Below are 16,261 nucleotides of genomic sequence, written 5' to 3' on the forward strand. Positions count from 1 at the left end.
TGTCGGCGCGGTAAACCTGTCGCTGTTGTTTCCACGTTAAGAGCCCGCCAGCACGCATCCAAACGGCCGATACGATGTTGAAGCCCGCATGACACTTCTCGCGATTTACATCATTCTGGCCATAGGCGTCTCCTTTTTGTGTTCGATCATGGAGGCTGTGCTCCTAAGTATCACCCCATCATACATTGCGGGGCTCGAACAGGAGGGGCGTAGTCTAGGGAGTAAGATTCGGATGTTGAAGGCACAGATCGACCGTCCGCTTGCGGCAATTCTGAGTCTGAATACCATTGCAAACACCATGGGGGCCGCCGCGGCCGGCGCGCAGGCCGCCGCGCTTTTTGGCAGTCATGTCGTAGGGGCATTTTCGGCAGGGATGACGCTGATGATCCTGATCTTCTCCGAGATCATCCCGAAAACCGTCGGCGCTATCTTCTGGCGCCAGCTCGCGCCGATTGTGGTCCGAGTGTTGATGCCCGTGATGTGGGTCATGTGGCCGCTCGTTCGACTGGCGCAGTCGGTCACACGGTTGTTGACGCGCCATCGCAGCAAGATATCGTTCAGCCGCGAGGAGTTTTCGGCTCTCGCAGAAATTGGCCATCAGGAAGGCGTTTTCCATGAGAACGAGTCGCGCATCCTGAAAAACTTGTTTCGCTTTACGTCGATCCGAGTGAAGGATATCATGACGCCTCGCATCGTTGTGTTCTCGCTGGCAAACGCGATGACAATCGATGAAGTGATGGAATCGCACGAGGAGTTTCGGTTTTCGCGGATTCTGGTGTATCGCGAAAGCCGAGATGTCGTGGCGGGCTATGTATTAAAAGACGACCTCCTACTCAAGGCGGCGCAGGGGCGGGGGGATCTTACGCTGGAGGCGTTGACACGGGAGATTATGGTCGTGCCGGATGCTCTGTCCATCTCGGCCTTATTGGATCGGTTGTTGGACCGTCTGGATCATATCGCTATGGTCGTAGACGAATACGGCGGGTTCGCGGGCATCGTTACGATGGAGGATGTGGTGGAGACGTTGCTCGGGATGGAAATCGTCGACGAGGCGGATACGATCCAGGATTTGCAGGAGTGGGCGCGCCAACAGTGGACGAGGCGCGCGCGCCGGCTGGGGTTGCTCACCGAAGCGGGAGAGGCCGTGGCGACGGCACCTGCACAAATGATGACTGGTCGTCCGATCGAAACAGGTAATTCGCCGGCCGAATGAGTATCTCGTCCCTGCCTGATGCCCAGCTGCGGGTCTTTGCGCGGCCGGCCGCGCCGGCGCTTGAGGCCATCCGCACGGTCTATCTCGTCGGCATCTGCGGCACGGGGATGGGCTCGCTCGCCGGATTGCTTCAGGAGGCCGGCTATGCGGTATCGGGGGCGGACCAGGCGGTGTATCCGCCCATGAGCGACCGACTTGCCGAGGCCGGTATTACGGTGTTTCAGGGGTACGACCCGGCGCATCTCGAGCCCGCGCCAGACCTCGTCATCATCGGCAACGCCTGTACGCCGACCCATCCGGAAGCCGCCGCCGCGCGCGATCGCTGCCTCGTGCAACTGTCGTTTCCCGAGGCACTCGCTCACTTATTTCTTGCGAATCGGCGTTCGCTAGTGGTAGCCGGCACCCACGGAAAAACGACTACGACGGGCTTGCTGGTCCACCTGCTCCGCTCGGCCGGCCGCGACCCGGGGTTCCTGGTAGGTGGGGTGATGCAGAATGTCGGCGTAAGCTGCGCTGTTGGAACGGGGCCGCATTTCGTCGTCGAGGGCGATGAATACGATAGTGCGTATTTCGACAAACGCCCCAAGTTCGTCCACTATCGCCCGACCAGCGCCATCGTGACGTCCATGGAACTCGATCACACGGACATCTATCCGACCTGGGAAGCCTATCGCGCCGCCTTCGAGGAATTGACGCGGCTGGTGCCTCCGGAAGGACTGCTTGCTCTTTGTGGAGACCACGAGCCGGTGCGAGATCTGGCAGTGATGGCGAGGAGCCGGGTCGTGTTATATGGTCTGGACCCCGTCAATACGATCTCATGCCGCGACCGTCAGGTGGACGCCGATGGCCAATCGTTTACGCTCGTATCCGGAGGCCGCGCCCTGGGCCGGCTCCATCTCCCGATGCATGGCTTGCATAACCTCAGTAACACGCTGGGGGCGGTGGCTATCGCGCTCGACGAGGGGTTGAACTTCGATGAAATTCACGCCGGCCTGGGGTCGTTTCCCGGCATGATGCGCCGGCAGGAAGTGCTTGGCGAGGTGCGCGGCATCCGAGTGCTGGACGATTTTGCACACCATCCTACGGCCGTGCGCGTCACGATCGACGCTGTGCGCGACGCCAACCCCGGGCGCCGGCTCGTGGCCGTGTTCGAACCGCGGTCCAATACCAGCCGGCGAAAGGCCTTTGAGCTGGCCTATGTGGATGCCCTGGCTCTCGCCGACGTAGCCTGTCTGACGACGCCGCCGTTCCGGCACAACGACCGGGTGGAGGATTTCCTGGATCCGGACGTCATCGTGCGGTTGCTGGAACAACTAGGCATAACGGCCCACCGCACCGCCGACGCCGATGACATGCTGGCGATCTTGCTACATCTCCTCGTCCCGGGCGATGTTGTGCTCATCATGAGCAACGGGGGTTTTGGGGGGTTGCATCGCCGGCTGCTGGATGGATTAAAGATGGGAGATTCAAGATTAAAGTAACCGTGCGCCGGGCACCTCCCAGGGACACCTGCCCATCCCGACAACGCAGGCATTGTCGGGATTTGCCCCTCCTCCGGGGCGAGGAGGGGCCTGTGTCCCGAGCGCGGTGCGCAATTAGAAGAGCTTCTTCGCCATCCCGAGGAGGTCGTCCATGACGGAGCCGTCCTTGTCGGCGTCCAGGAAGCTGCCGAGCATGTCGAGCGCCGGGTTACCGGCCGCTTTCTGCTGGGGCTGACCGCCGCCGGTGAGGCCTTTGAGGAGGCCGCCGAGGAGACCGCCGCCGCCACTATTACCACCACTGTTGCCACCGCCCATGGCGGCGCCAGCGAGGCCTTCGAGCAGGCCGGCGTTGGAGGTCTGCTTGCTGAGTGCACCCATCACGACCGTCGCCAGCATCGGGAGCATCTTCTTGAGGATGCCGGCGTCGAGGCCGGTTTGTTGCGCGGCGTGGCCGGCGACGTTGCGGCTCACATCCTTGCTACCCAGGATGTGCCCGAGGATGGCGTTGCCATCATTAATCGTTTCGGCCTGGCCGAGAAGATTCGGTTTTTCGACATACTGCGAGTGGCTCCCTTTCTGAAGCGCGCCGAGGAGCCCTTCCAGGCCACCGGGCGACGAAGCGTTTTTCTGGATGCCGCGGGTGAGGGCAGGGATCATGTGCGTCACGGCGCTCTGCACCTGGTTCGGGTCCAGGTTTAGCTGCTTGGCCATCTGCTGGAGTACGGCTCCGTTCTGGAGCACACTGGAAAGAAGATTCATGGGTAGGTGTTAGGCAATGGGTAGGAAGAAAAAGCGCGATAACGCGTGGTCCGCGTAACGTTGCGCGCGATCAAACGCCGGTCCATCGACCGCGTGGGTCCGAAGACGGTCGAAAATGGGGGATTCGCGGGGATGAAACGTCTGAATTGTACACAATAACTGTATAAAAATGCACCTCCATGCCGGCTTCGCCTCGCTTTTTACACAGCATGTAGATCACGGCGTACGGTACGCCACCCGGCCGCCGATGATGGTCATAACCACCTCGGTGGCGGGGATCTCCTCCTCGGGAATGGAGAGGATGTCGCGAGATAAAACGGTGATGTCGGCGAGTTTGCCGGGCGTCAGCGTCCCCTTGATCGTTTCCTCGAACGCGGCGTAGGCGTTGTTGATGGTATAGGAGGCCAGCGCCTGCTCGCGGGTGAGGCGCTGTTCGGGGTAAAATACCGAGCCGTCGTTCAAGCGTCGGCTCACGGTGGCGTAGTAGCTGGCCAGGGCGGAGACGTCCTCCACCGGGGCGTCGGTGCCATTGCCGACGACCACGCCGGCGTCCCAGAGGCTCTGCCATACGTACGCTCCTTCACGCGAGCGCTGTTCACCGAGGCGTTTGGGCACCCATGGGCCGTCGGATGTGGCGTGGACGCCCTGCATGGCGGCGATGACGCCAAGGTCGGCCATGCGCGGGATATCGTCTGGATGGAGATGTTGCGCGTGTTCGATGCGCCAGCGGAGGTCGGTCTTGTCCGGATGGGCGGCAAACAGGCGCTCGTAGATGTCGAGCACCTCGCGGTTGGCCCGGTCGCCGATGGCGTGGATGTTGACCTGGTAGTTGTGGGCGATGGCCACGAGAGCGGCCGCCTCGAGCGCCTCGATCGATTCCAGGTTCAACCCGGCGCTGGAGGGCATGTCCTCGTACGGCTCCAGTAGCCACGCCCCGTGTGGGCCGAGGGCGCCATCGATAGCGAGTTTGATGGATCGGACGTTCAGGAAGTGGTTGCCGTAATCCGGTAAGAAGTAGGCATCCATCCGCGCGTCCAGTTCCTCGGGGGACTCGCCGCGGAGCATGACGTAGAGGCGGACGGGCAACGCGCCTTCGTCGGCCATGCGTTTGAGGAAGTCAATCTCCTCGAACGACGACCCGGCGTCGTGGAACGAGGTGATGCCGGCCATCAGGGCGGCCGCGCCAGCGAGTTCGACCTGCTTGCGGAGGTCGGCCTCGATCTGCTCGGGGCTCCGCTGTGCGAGGTAGCTTTCCAGGGCGCGGCCGACGAGTCCCTGGGCGGTTTCGCGCAACAGCCCGGTGGGCTCGCCCTGCGCGTCGTGGACGATTTCGCCGCCGGCGGGGTCGGGGGTCTCAGGACTCACGCGGCCCAGTTCGAGGGCGAGGGCGTTGGCGAAGGAGGCGTGTCCGCTGGCGTGCGTGAGGTAGACGGGGTTTTCGGGGGAGGCGGCGCTCATCGTGTGGTGGGTGGGGACGCCGTCGGCACTGCCGGCGGGCGTTTCGTCCCACTTCTCCTGGTGCCACCCGCGGCCAAGAATCCACGCGCCGGGTTCGGCCTGTTGCACGGCTTCGGCCACCATATCGACCATTTCCTGCCAGGTGCGGGCCTTTGTGAGGTCGAGGATCATCTTCGCCTCGCCGATCCCCAGGAAGTGGCCGTGGCCCTCAATAAGGCCGGGGATGGCGAGCCGGCCGGCGAGGTCGATCACCTGGGTGCTATCCCCGATGTACGACGCGATCTCCTCTTCCGTACCGAGAGCCACGATCCGGTCGCCGCGGACAGCCAGGGCGCGGGCCTCAGGGACGAGGGAATCTACCGAGACGATGCGGCCGTTGGTGAGCACGAGGTCGGCCGCCGGCTCGGCGGGGGCGCCGCACCCAATGAGCCATACGAAGCCCGCCAGCACAAGTAAGAAACGAAAGGGGAGCGATTTCATGAGGCCGTACGGGAGTTTGGAGGATGGATCACATTCCGCGCTTCGATCTCTCCTTCCAGGCGCGCATCTGATCGAACAGGTAGGCGGCGACGTTGTCTTTCGGTATACGAACCTGAGCCATCGAGTCGCGCTCACGGACCGTCACGGTGCCGTCCTCGGTCGTTTGGCCGTCAACCGTGATGCAGAACGGGGTGCCGATCTCATCCATTCGGCGGTAGCGCCGGCCGACGGCGCCCTTCTCGTCGTAAAACGTGTTGAAGTGCTGGCGGAGGTCCTGGTCGATGGCCTCTGCGATTTCCGGCATCCCGTCCTTCTTGACGAGGGGGAAGATGGCGACTTTGATCGGGGCGATTTTGGGGTGGAATTTGAGGACGACGCGTTCTTCCTCACCGTTGACGGCCTCTTCGTGGTAGGCTTCGCTGAGGAGCATGAGGATGGTGCGGTCCATGCCGGCGGAGGTCTCGACGACGTAGGGAATATACCGCTCCTGCGTCTGGGTGTCGAAGTACTCCATCTTTTTGCCCGAGAATTCCTGGTGCCGCCTGAGGTCGAAGTCCGTGCGCGAGTGGATGCCTTCGATTTCCTGCCAGCCGAACGGGAATTCGTACTGGATGTCGACGGCGGCGTCGGCGTAGTGGGCGAGTTTTTCGTGGACGTGGTACTGGAGTTTGTTGGCCGGGATGCCGTTCGCCAGGTGCCACTGGAGCCGTTTTTCCTTCCAGGCCTCGAAGGCCTCCATCTGGCTGCCGGGCTTGACGAAGTACTGCATCTCCATCTGCTCGAACTCGCGCATCCGGAAGATAAACTGGCGGGCGACGATCTCGTTGCGGAACGCCTTGCCCACCTGCGCGATGCCGAAGGGCACGGCCAGGCGGGAGGTCTCTCGGACGTTGTGGAAGTTGACGAAGATGCCCTGGGCCGTTTCGGGGCGGAGGTAGATCTTGCTGTCGGCATCGGCGATGGGGCCGATGTGGGTGGAGAACATGAGGTTAAACTGGCGCACCTCCGTCCAGTCGAACGCGCCGGAGTCCGGCCCTTTGATCTCCTCGCCCATGATGATGTCGTAGAGCGCCTTCGGCATATCCTCGGCGTTGAGGGCGGCTACAAGCTTTTCGTACACCCGGTCCGCGTCGGTATCCTTCCCCTTGTTGCGCAGCTTCGCGATGTGGCCTTCGATGAGCTGGTCGGCGCGGTAGCGCATCTTGGAGGCTTTGTCGTCGATGAGCGGGTCGTTAAACGCGTCGACGTGCCCGGACGCCTTCCAGGTCGTCGGGTGCATGAGGATGGCCGCGTCGAGGCCGGCGATGTTGTCATGCCGGTAGACCATCGCCTGCCACCACGCGTCGCGCACGTTCCGCTTGAGTTCGACGCCGAGCGGGCCATAGTCGTACGTGGCGCTCAGTCCGCCGTAGATCTCGGACGACGGGAAGATGAATCCACGGCGTTTGCAGAGGGAAACGAGCTTTTCGAACAGGTCGGACATGGAAGCGGCCGGGCTACTACAGGGTGCGTCGGGAAAGAGCGCATACTACCAGTCTGACAGGGGTGGGGTTTCTGGAGGATTGGAGGCGATCACGCGGCGTAGCCTATTTCTTCGCGCGGCTCGCCCTCCAGCCGCGGTCGGATCTGAATGATCACTTTCTGATCGAGCAGGCTCAGAAAATCGAGCAGCTTATCTGTTGTGAACCGGCTGAAGTGGCCATTCATGAGGTGGGAGACATCCGGTTGTGCAATCTTCAGCAACTGAGCTGTCTCCCGCTGTTTCAGGCCGCGGTCCTTGAGAATCCGAAAGACGTAGAAGCCGATTCTGGCACGCCGGTGCAATTCAGTTGCGTCGGCCAGCCCGAGATCCGCGAAGACGTTGTCGGTGCCGTGTTCATGGGGTCTAGCCATTGTCGCGTTCATTTATTGCTAACTCCTGAGCATCTTTGAGTCACTTTCGAATGACTTCCAGGTCTTCCCGAGGCGTTTGGCCCCCTCTCCCTCCCATCCATACCATCGATCGTCGTATCGGGGGATTGAAGCCCTCGTCTAGCGGGTGAGTCATTTATAGTGAATTTTCTATGTCTGGTTCCGGGCGAGTACAGGTACCATAGAAGACTATCACCTGGCCACTCTCTTCCCAGACACATTTCACCAGTCAAACGTAACGTCCTCTGCACTTTTTTAATTTGATTGCGAAACACAATCAGCGGTCAGACGAAGGAGATCTTTAGCCGTTATTGATCCCGTTGGGGCGACTCGTAGGTGGTTTCATCACTGCATAGATGCATATTCCCGCCGCGAAACCCATGCGCTCAAGAACCAGGCGGAGGGGGAACGTGAGAAGATCCGCCATACCGGTTATAAGGCTCCGGAGCTCGCGGTTGGAGATGGCCTTCCCCAGATCGCGGAGCCGCGTGAGTGGCATATTGGGCCAGTAGATGGGGTGCCCGAGGCGGTAGCTCCTGCTTACGAAGGGTATGATGCCCTTCTTTTTCAGGAGATGGGACAGATTGGAAAGGCGATAGGCAAACAGGTGCCGGGGCGGGTCCACCGCAAAGGGACGACGACGGAGGAGCGACAGATAGGAGACGTTGTCGTAGTGGGCCTTGTACAGATCGAGGTAAAACCGGGCGGTGCGGGGTCTGAAAAGGAGTTCGACGCCGGCGTTGTTGTCCGTCTCGATGATCAATACGCCGTTTTCCTTGAGTACACTGTCCACACTGCGCATGAGCGCGTTAGGATCGGCGTAATGTTCGATGACGTGGCGTAGGAAAAAGACATCATACGTCTGCTTGCTGGAGCGTTCAAACGTCTCGATACTGACTTCTGCTATCGACGTCAACCCGAGTTTTTCGCGTGCAAAGGCCGCAGAGACGGGGTCGGGCTCGACTGATCAGCGTGACGGATAATTTTATGGATCCTCCGTCAGTAGGTCATTCAACGGGCGTGTCTCACCGCGTTCGTAGGCGGCTATGGCTTCATCGGCCATGTCCGACAGGAGGTCGGAGTTCTTTACATAGGCCGTGCTAAATTTCTCCACGTGGATGTCCTCCGCACATGCACTCGCGTGTGCGAGATCGTAGTTCATCTGCATCCGAAGCCACGTCTCCGGGGTCGAGCCAAAGGCTTTCGACAGCCGCACGGCCATTCCGGGCGTGATGCTGGCGTGTCCATTGATCAGTCGGGACAATGCGGAACGGCTTACGCCGAGGCCCCGCGCCGCTTCCTCAATGGTTAATCCCAGTGCCTTGATGCACTCTTCGCGAACGATCTCGCCGGGGTGTAGGGGATTTTTCATCGTTTCGAAAAAGCTCGCAACAGGTAAATTTTCATAGGGTGCTGAAATAAGGTTCTCACTGTTCGGCAAATGCACCGGAGTTAGATGACATGCCTGCGTATCGCCAGCCCCGCATCCAGTTGCTCCTTGAGTCGAGAGGAGATGGATTCGATGGTAAGTATATTCAAACGACCTACTTCCCTGATGAGAACACGTCCGTCCGCCGTAAAGACGTGGGCAGGCAAAGCATAACTCGTTTTGCGAAGTCCGCCCAAATCGAAATCGACCTCTTCGATCAAAACTGAGTTTCGATGATAACTCTGGCTCGTGACCTGACAGAGTACATAGGCTCCATTTTCCAGCGGAGTCAGAACGATAGCCGGGCGGATCTTGCTGCCCGAAAGATCCGCGAATGGCCAGTTGATCAATACAACCGAGCCGGTCACAAGCTCTTCAGGTGCTCCCATGCTTCGTCTTCTTCAGGTCGATCCCAAAAGGTGGCAAGTACGGGTTCACTGAGAAGCGCCGAAGCCCGAGCCAGCGAGACGGTATCTTCGGCCTCTTTCCCATCACCCACTTCTGGCAAGATTGTGATGAGCACGCTTTTTCCTTTGAGATCGAAAGGCTCTTCCAGGATAAGCTGGCCGGCCAGATCAATCGTTGCTTTAAGTGTGACTAGTTTCATGTGTGGTGCCTTTTCAGTCTGCCGTAGTCCACGGCAGGTAACGATGCTGGTCCGCCGTCGGATCCAGACCGGAAGCGAACGGGCGATCCATCACCCACTCAACAGCCCCCGCTCGGCGAACGACGTGTAGCTCTTCCCAGCGATAATCAGGTGGTCGTGGATCGGTATCCCCATCAGCTTGCCGGCTTCCACGAGTTGCCGCGTGATGCGGATGTCCTCGCGGCTGGGCTCGAGGTTGCCAGAGGGGTGGTTGTGGAGGCAGACGATGCCGGCGGCGTTTTCCAGGATGGCCTTCTGGAACACCGCCCGGGGCTCGACGATGCTGGCGGCCAGGCCGCCCTCGCTGATCGTGAAGTCTCCCACGATGACGTTGGCGGTATTGAGCAGGACGATCTTGAAGATCTCCCGGGGAAGATCCCGCATCAGGGGCCCGTAGACGCCGGCGACGTCCTCTGGCGCCCGCACCTGAATACGCGGGCCGGCCTGCTGCGATTCCACCCGCCGGCCCAGCTCGAACGCGGCCACCAGCTGCGCCGCCTTCGCCGCGCCGATGCCGGCGAGGCGGGTGAGTGCATTGTGATCTCGTCGCGACAAGGCGTGCAGCGAACCGTACGCCTGCACCAGCGCCTGCCCGAGTTGGACGGCCGAGAGGCGCTCGTCGCGGGTGCGCGTGCCAGTGCCGAGCAGCAGGGCGATGAGTTCGGCGTCCGACAATACCGCCGGCCCGAGTTTGCGGAGCTTCTCCCGGGGCCGGTCCGATTCGGCCCAGCGGTGGATGGGGGTGTGATACTGTAGCTCCGGCTCGCCGGAGGTGCCGTTGGAGGGGTCGGGCATGGCGTCGAGGCTTTATCTACCTAGACGTAATGCGAGGTCGGAACGTACCGTGTGCTGGTGAAAAGAGGTGTCGGGTTACGCTTCGCTAACCAATCAACGGCCGCTCATATGGCGTAATGGAAAATGTCGGGTTACGCTTCGCTAACCCGACCTACGGGGGCTCCACGCCATAAGAAGCCACACGATCAAATGTACTGGTTGAGCTGGTGCACGTTGAGGTAGTCGACGACGTTTTTGACCTGTTGGGCGCTTTCCTGGTTGCAGACGAGGACGGCGTCTTCGGTGTCGACGACGACGGCGTCGTGGATGCCGACGAGTACGATGAGGCGTTCGCCGCCCTGGACGAGGCAGCGGCTGGAGTCGTGCACGATCACGTTGCCCTGGATGGCGTTGCCATGGTCGTTTTTATCGCTCAGGGCATAGACCGCGCGCCAGTCGCCGACATCGTTCCAGCCGAAGGAGCCGGGGACGACAAACACGGTGTGCGCGCGCTCCATGACGCCGTAGTCGATGGAGATCTTCGGGCACTTCATGAAGGCGGCCGTGATGACCTCGCGCTCCCGGTCGGTCCCGACCGCGTCGAAATAAGGCGTGAAGGCGTCGTGCGCCTCGGGGAGGTGCTCCTTGAACTGGGCCATGATCGTATCCGCCCGCCAGATGAACATCCCGCTGTTCCAGAGGAAATCCCCGGAGTCGATGAAGCTCTCGGCCGTGGGGAGGTCGGGCTTTTCGGCGAACGTCTTGACCGCATACGAGCGCGCCGCCTCGTTCATGTTGATCGTCCCGTCGAACTGGATGTAGCCGTAGCCCGTTTCGGGGTGGGTAGGGGTGATGCCGATCGTCACCAGGGCCTCCGGCTGCTGGGCCTGCTCGATGGCTACTTCGAGTACTTTGTGGAATTGTTTGACGTTCTGGATGAGGTGGTCCGCCGGCAGCACCACCATCGTCGCGTCCGGGTCGCGGGCGAGCAGCTGCGCGGCCGCGTAGGCGATACACGGCGCGGTATTACGGCTCATCGGCTCGGCGAGGATGTTCTCGAGCGGGACGGCCGGGAGTTGTTCGTGGGTCTGCTGGACGTACCGTTCGTGCGTGACGATCAGGCACCGTTCCGGCGGGATGAGCCCCTGCAGACGCGCCACGGTGTTCTGGATCAGCGTGGCCTGGCCGAATACGTTGATGAATTGTTTTGGCCGGTCCTGCCGGCTCCGGGGCCAGAAACGGCTTCCTACGCCGCCGGCCATGATGACTGCATATACCATGAGAAATAGTCTTTATGTAGGGGGATGATACGGATCGAACGATAGCGTAGGCCGGGGTTGAAAAACTTCATGAGGCGCCTCCCTCTTTCGTAGCCGCGGTGCGGCGGTGCGGAAGCGCTTGTCCCGGTTCAGGACGCGGAATCTCTCATATCCACAATCGGCCAAAATGATCGCGAAGGTAAGCGATTGCCGCTGGCCCGATCGGCCGGCGCGGGGTCGACTTCGCCTCCCGCCAGGCGTCGCGGACGCCCCGCAGAAACGCCCTCACTTCGCGACGCCGGAGGGCCCGGAGGCCATAAATTCCCACCCAGCCCAGGCTGTACACGACGGCCGGCACGGCCGGAAGATGCGTGTGCGCCAGCAAGAGTCGGCTCCGGGTGTGATGATACAGCCGGTGACGCGCCTCGTCGGCCCCGGTCGAGCCGGCCGCGGCCGGCGGAATGTGGTGCACCACGACATCGGGCACGAACTGGATGGCAAACCCCCGATCGATGGCTCGGTAGGCGAGGTCGAGTTCCTCGTTCCCGTACACATACGACTCCGGGTACATCCCGCATGCTTCTACGACGGAGCGTCGGATGACATGCGCGCCGCCGAGGAAATAGGCGACACGATGGGGCGTGGCGAGGCGCTCTTCCGTCCCGGCGCCGCGGGGATGGGGCGTAAGCCAGCGCTCTGTATCTCCCCGGAAATCCCGGATTTTGAGGGCCAGGATGCCGGCCTCGGGATACCGCGCCAGCGCGGCCTCGATGCGTAGCAGGGCCTCGTCGTCCACAAAAAAAGCGTCATCGTCCAGCACCACGAACGCATCGCCCTTTGCCTCCCGCATGAGCCAATTCCGCCCTGCGCCGACACCCAGCCGAATCTCGGAGCGGAGGAGGCGCAGTGGGAACGGGCCGGCCTCCAGCGCCTCCCCGTCGATGGGCCGAGCCGACGCGTCGTCGAGCACGATCACCTCGGCCTCGGCGCCCTGTTGCGAGGCGACGCTGGCGAGACAGCGGCTGAGTTCATCGGGGCGATCGCGGGAAGCGATCAGGATTGCAAATTGCAAATTAAAAATTGAAAAGTGAATGGTGAAAAGTGAATGGTGAAATGGTGGAAGTGAATCGTGAAGTATACAAAGTGATAGGTATCGCGATCACATCACCAATCGCTTATTCGCTAATCGCTAATCGCTAATCGCTAATCCCAATTCCTTCACCGAATAACCACCAGCTTCTCGATCCCCGATTCATTGTTCACCTCCAGGTTGCGGCCTTCGGCGCGGGCGAAGACCTTGTAGAGGTAGACCCCGGTGGCGATGAGGTCGCCGTCGGCGTCGCGGCCGTCCCATGGGAGCTTGTTCCAGCCGATGCGGAGGCCGCCGGCTTCGAGAGTGGCGGGGTCCTCGAGGAGGTCGAACTCGCGGATGAGCCGGCCGGTGAGAGTATAGATGCGGATCCGGAACGACTCGGCCAGCGCCGCGTCGGCCCCGCGGAGGCGGAAGGCGAACGTAGTGGCCGTGTGCATCGGGTTCGGGTACGGGTAGAGGCTTTCGATCTCGACGGCGGCCTGGACGCGGAAGTGGACCTGGTACGGGCTGTCGTCGGATTCATTACCGGAGGCGTCGAAGACGCGGACGACGAGGGTGTGCGTAGTGTCGGCGCCGGAGAGGTCGGGCGTGAAGAAGACCTGTGCCTCGGGGGCTCCGGCGGTGGCCGGCTGGAAGTCGACCTCAGGACTGGAGAACGGTACCGACCGGCCGTCGAACTGGAGGCGGACAAAGCTGGTGTCGTCGATCGGCAGGAAGGTGTTTTCGTCCTCGATAGTGATCTGGATCGTCGGCTGGCCGGAGACAAACGGGATCGCCGGGTCCTGCAGATTCTGGACGGGGTTGGGGTCGTGCGGCAGCGCCTCGTCGTCCACCAGCACCTCGAAAGTCGGCGCGGCGTTGTCGCTCTGCACCAGGAAGGTGCTGTTGAGCAGGTTGTTGAGGGGGACGGGGTCCGGGTATTCCTGCTCGACGCGGACGGTGACGCGATTGGCGCCGGCGAGCGGGTCGGTGTCGATGACGAGGCGCGAGATCAGCGGTACGTCCGGTTCGAGGCTGCGCAGGGTGTCGACGCCGGCGACGGACTCCCGGTTGGCGCTGTCGGTGATCGTATACGTGACCCACGCCTTCGCCGCGGTCGCGGGCCCTAGGTTGAGGACCGGCACCTCGACGGTGAGGGCCTCGGCGCGGGCAAGAGTGTCGGCGGATAGTATGCTTTCCGTCGGGGCGATGGCGAGCTCGGGCGCCGGCGTGTGCAATAGCCGCCATGCGGCGAGCTGCGGCGTCGCCTGCCGGCTGGCGTCGGACAGGGTGGCGCGGAGGCGGAGGTAGGGGTGGACGCGGGCGTCGATCGACCCGAGCGCAAACGGGGCGTCGCCGACATCCGCCGCGAGGACGGATTCATCCTCGGCGAGGACATCTACCCGAACCTCGCCCGTCGGCGTGGCGACGGCATCCACCTCCAGCATTTCCCAGCGGGACGCCGGCCCGATCGGCGGCGACGTGACGACACCCTCGGGCTGGAGGAAGGTGAGCACGGTATCCTGCACGATCTCGTTGGTCCCGCCCACGGGCACGACCCATTCGACGGTTTCATCCGGGAAGCCGGCCCGGGCGAAGCCGATCCATAGATCGTTGTAGGTGAGGGTGTCGATGGCGGCGCTGCCGAGGCCCGCGAAGAGCGCCTTGAGTTCCGGCTGGAGGGTCGGCCCGCTGAGGTTGCCCAGGTGGCGGGTGCGGAGGAAGACGTAGTCGCCGGCTTCGAGAGTCGTCAGCACCTCCTCGATCCGTTGCATGGCGCGGGTCGAGTCCGTGTCGAACCGATCTTCCAACTCCTGGGGCATGCGGTAGGTGGGGAAGGAGTTGTGGTAGTCGATGGCCCCCGTTTCACCGTCCAGGACGAGTACGCCGTAGCCGAGCGTAACCGACTCGAAACGTTCGCCGTTGACGACGTATTGCCCTTTTTCGATGCCGTTGCCCCGTTCGGCCGAGGCGCTGACCGAGACGTCGAACGCGCTGATGGCCCACGCGCCGGCCTCGGCGTCCCATTGCAGGAAGGGGTCCGTCTCGTTATCTGCAAACAGGTTACTTTCCTGGGCCCAGACAAAGCCGGTGGCGGTAGTCTTTACCGTGAAGGCGGCCGTCTGCCAGGCGGCGGCGTCGGACTCGAGGGTGGCGCGCCAGTAGTAGGCGACGCCGTCGGCCAGCAGGTTCGCCGGCACCCAATCGGCGACGATACCGGTTGTTGTCACGGTGGTCGATTGGATCGCCGGAGAGTCGAACGATGGCAGGGAGTCCAGCTCAATCCGGATCGTCCGCGACTCGCGGTCCGTCCGCGCGAGCGCCACGCGGAGCCGGGGTTGCCGAGCGGGAACAACGGCGAAGGGGAAGGGGGATAGGAGCGTGATGCCGGTCGAAAACACCGTGTGCGATTTCTCCGCCCGGTTGTTGGTTTCGTCTTCCTCGGGGTACCGGCCGTCGGGGTCGACGACAGCGGCGAAGCGGTGTTGCCCGACGTCCGCGTCGTCGATGGGGACGCGGAAGTCGATGCGTTCGGCGAGGGCGATGGGGGCGACGCGCTGCCGGCGGTCGGCCTGCCCGCCGTCGGGTCGGAACTGGGTGAGGAGGATGTCGACCGAGTCCGCCGGCATGAGGCCGAAGTTCAAGATGTCGATGGCGACCGTCATCGCCGAGTCCGCCGGGACGGGGCTGATGGGAGAGATGGCGACCGCGTCCGCCGTGACGACGAGATCCGGTTGGGCCGCGATCCGGATGTGCGTGGCGGGGTCGCCGATGAGGCCGTACTGGAGGAGGACGTCCATCACCGAGACGGTGCCCGGCGAGCCGGCGTCGAACCGGCGCTTGGCCTCCATGAGGGCGGTGCCGAGGACACGGACGGTGTCCTGAAAAACGACCTCGTGGACCTGGTTCGTGAGCAGGGCCGGGAGGGTGATGGTGGAGGCGCTCGACGAGCCCCAGTGGGCGATCGCGCCGTTCATCGACGCCAGGACGAGGCGTTCGCCAAAGACGAGGCGGTCGGTGACTTCAAAACGTCCGCCGGCGAAGTTGCCCGTGTTGCACCCCATGGAGAGAACGACCGGCAGGCGGTCCGCATTGTCGAAGTTCTCGGGGTCGTCGGTGACGATTTCCCAGGTGTCGGCGGCGGAGTGGCCAAAGTAGCTGAGCCAGGCCGCGCCGTTTTTGAAGGCCTGGCTGAGGGAGTCCTGAAACGAGGGGTCGAGGGGTGTCGAGGCGTTTTTGAAGAAGCGGAGGGTATCCATGGCGGCCGGGTTGCCGGCCGTGATCTCGCCCCAGCGCTGAGCGCGGGTTTGGAGCAGGTTCTGCTCGGACGTGCTCTGCCCGCCGACGAGCACCATGTGGCGTTTCTGCCAGAGTCCGGCAGGCGCGCCTTCGTACCGGGCCAGCTTCTGGACGAAAAACGCGCCAGTGGCGTTGTCACGTATGGGCAGGCGACCGATGGCAACCGACTCCCATCGCCGGTCCTCGGCCATGGCGTACCAGCCGTCGCTCGGCGAGTACCCGAACGGGATGACTTCCCAGGATTCGAGCGGCCGGCGGGCGCGGTCGTCCTCGGGCCGGAGCGCATCTCCCCAGAACACCACAAAACGAGGCGGCGTGGCCCAGGTCTGGGTCGCCTGGATAAACCGGCGGATGGCGATAGGCGTGGGCCGGCCATAATCGAACTGATCGAAGAGATCACCCTGAAACACGATCTGCGTGCTGTACCCGTCCTGGGCCTGTCGGTAGGCGGCGAGGGCCTGCGCCGAAGCTTCGAGGGA

Annotated in this window: 13 protein-coding genes and 1 pseudogene; 2 read left to right on the forward strand and 12 right to left on the reverse strand. The window is 62.6% G+C overall.

Translation table 11 applies throughout. From position 1 onward, the window contains the following. The first annotated feature begins 88 nt into the window (after positions 1 to 88). On the forward strand, positions 89 to 1,213 hold the full coding sequence (locus tag SH809_09535; protein MDZ4699934.1) for a hemolysin family protein: 1,125 nt from the start codon (positions 89 to 91) through the stop codon (positions 1,211 to 1,213). Next, positions 1,210 to 2,694 carry a Mur ligase family protein gene (locus SH809_09540; GenBank protein ID MDZ4699935.1) on the forward strand — a complete coding sequence of 495 codons (1,485 nt, stop codon included), beginning with the start codon at positions 1,210 to 1,212 and terminating at the stop codon, positions 2,692 to 2,694. The genes SH809_09535 and SH809_09540 overlap by 4 nt, the downstream gene beginning before the upstream one ends. A 114-nt stretch (positions 2,695 to 2,808) precedes the next feature. Here SH809_09540 and SH809_09545 read toward each other — a convergent pair whose 3' ends face one another. The 12 genes and pseudogenes from SH809_09545 to SH809_09600 form a co-directional block, all read right to left on the reverse strand. Continuing rightward, positions 2,809 to 3,453: a DUF937 domain-containing protein gene (locus tag SH809_09545; protein ID MDZ4699936.1), complete on the reverse strand. Its 645-nt coding sequence runs from the start codon at positions 3,451 to 3,453 to the stop codon at positions 2,809 to 2,811. Positions 3,454 to 3,669: 216 nt separating this feature from the next. Then, positions 3,670 to 5,391: an amidohydrolase gene (locus SH809_09550; protein MDZ4699937.1), complete on the reverse strand. Its 1,722-nt coding sequence runs from the start codon at positions 5,389 to 5,391 to the stop codon at positions 3,670 to 3,672. 28 nt (positions 5,392 to 5,419) lie between these two features. After that, positions 5,420 to 6,874 carry a glycine--tRNA ligase gene (locus SH809_09555; GenBank protein MDZ4699938.1) on the reverse strand — a complete coding sequence of 485 codons (1,455 nt, stop codon included), beginning with the start codon at positions 6,872 to 6,874 and terminating at the stop codon, positions 5,420 to 5,422. Between the two features lie 89 nt (positions 6,875 to 6,963). Then, positions 6,964 to 7,284 (reverse strand): helix-turn-helix transcriptional regulator, encoded by a 321-nt coding sequence (locus SH809_09560; GenBank protein MDZ4699939.1) that lies wholly within the window; start codon positions 7,282 to 7,284, stop codon positions 6,964 to 6,966. A 319-nt stretch (positions 7,285 to 7,603) separates the two neighbouring features. Next, positions 7,604 to 8,242: pseudogene (locus tag SH809_09565) on the reverse strand (methyltransferase domain-containing protein). A gap of 45 nt (positions 8,243 to 8,287) precedes the next feature. After that, on the reverse strand, positions 8,288 to 8,674 hold the full coding sequence (locus SH809_09570; GenBank protein ID MDZ4699940.1) for a HigA family addiction module antitoxin: 387 nt from the start codon (positions 8,672 to 8,674) through the stop codon (positions 8,288 to 8,290). Between the two features lie 80 nt (positions 8,675 to 8,754). After that, positions 8,755 to 9,120 (reverse strand): type II toxin-antitoxin system PemK/MazF family toxin, encoded by a 366-nt coding sequence (locus tag SH809_09575; GenBank protein MDZ4699941.1) that lies wholly within the window; start codon positions 9,118 to 9,120, stop codon positions 8,755 to 8,757. After that, positions 9,096 to 9,338, reverse strand: coding sequence for a hypothetical protein (locus SH809_09580; protein MDZ4699942.1), 243 nt, complete (start codon positions 9,336 to 9,338; stop codon positions 9,096 to 9,098). The genes SH809_09575 and SH809_09580 overlap by 25 nt, the downstream gene beginning before the upstream one ends. A gap of 90 nt (positions 9,339 to 9,428) precedes the next feature. Continuing rightward, positions 9,429 to 10,172: a DNA repair protein RadC gene (gene radC, locus SH809_09585; GenBank protein MDZ4699943.1), complete on the reverse strand. Its 744-nt coding sequence runs from the start codon at positions 10,170 to 10,172 to the stop codon at positions 9,429 to 9,431. 185 nt (positions 10,173 to 10,357) lie between these two features. Next, the gene (locus SH809_09590; protein MDZ4699944.1) at positions 10,358 to 11,431 is read right to left on the reverse strand and encodes a mannose-1-phosphate guanylyltransferase; all 1,074 of its coding nucleotides are present in this window, start codon (positions 11,429 to 11,431) and stop codon (positions 10,358 to 10,360) included. Between the two features lie 145 nt (positions 11,432 to 11,576). Next, positions 11,577 to 12,482: a glycosyltransferase gene (locus SH809_09595; GenBank protein MDZ4699945.1), complete on the reverse strand. Its 906-nt coding sequence runs from the start codon at positions 12,480 to 12,482 to the stop codon at positions 11,577 to 11,579. Between the two features lie 146 nt (positions 12,483 to 12,628). Next, positions 12,629 to 16,261: C25 family cysteine peptidase (locus tag SH809_09600; protein ID MDZ4699946.1), on the reverse strand; the 3,633-nt coding region annotated here is incomplete at its 5' end.

The organism is Rhodothermales bacterium (assembly GCA_034439735.1).
GTDB lineage: Bacteria > Bacteroidota > Rhodothermia > Rhodothermales > JAHQVL01 > JAWKNW01.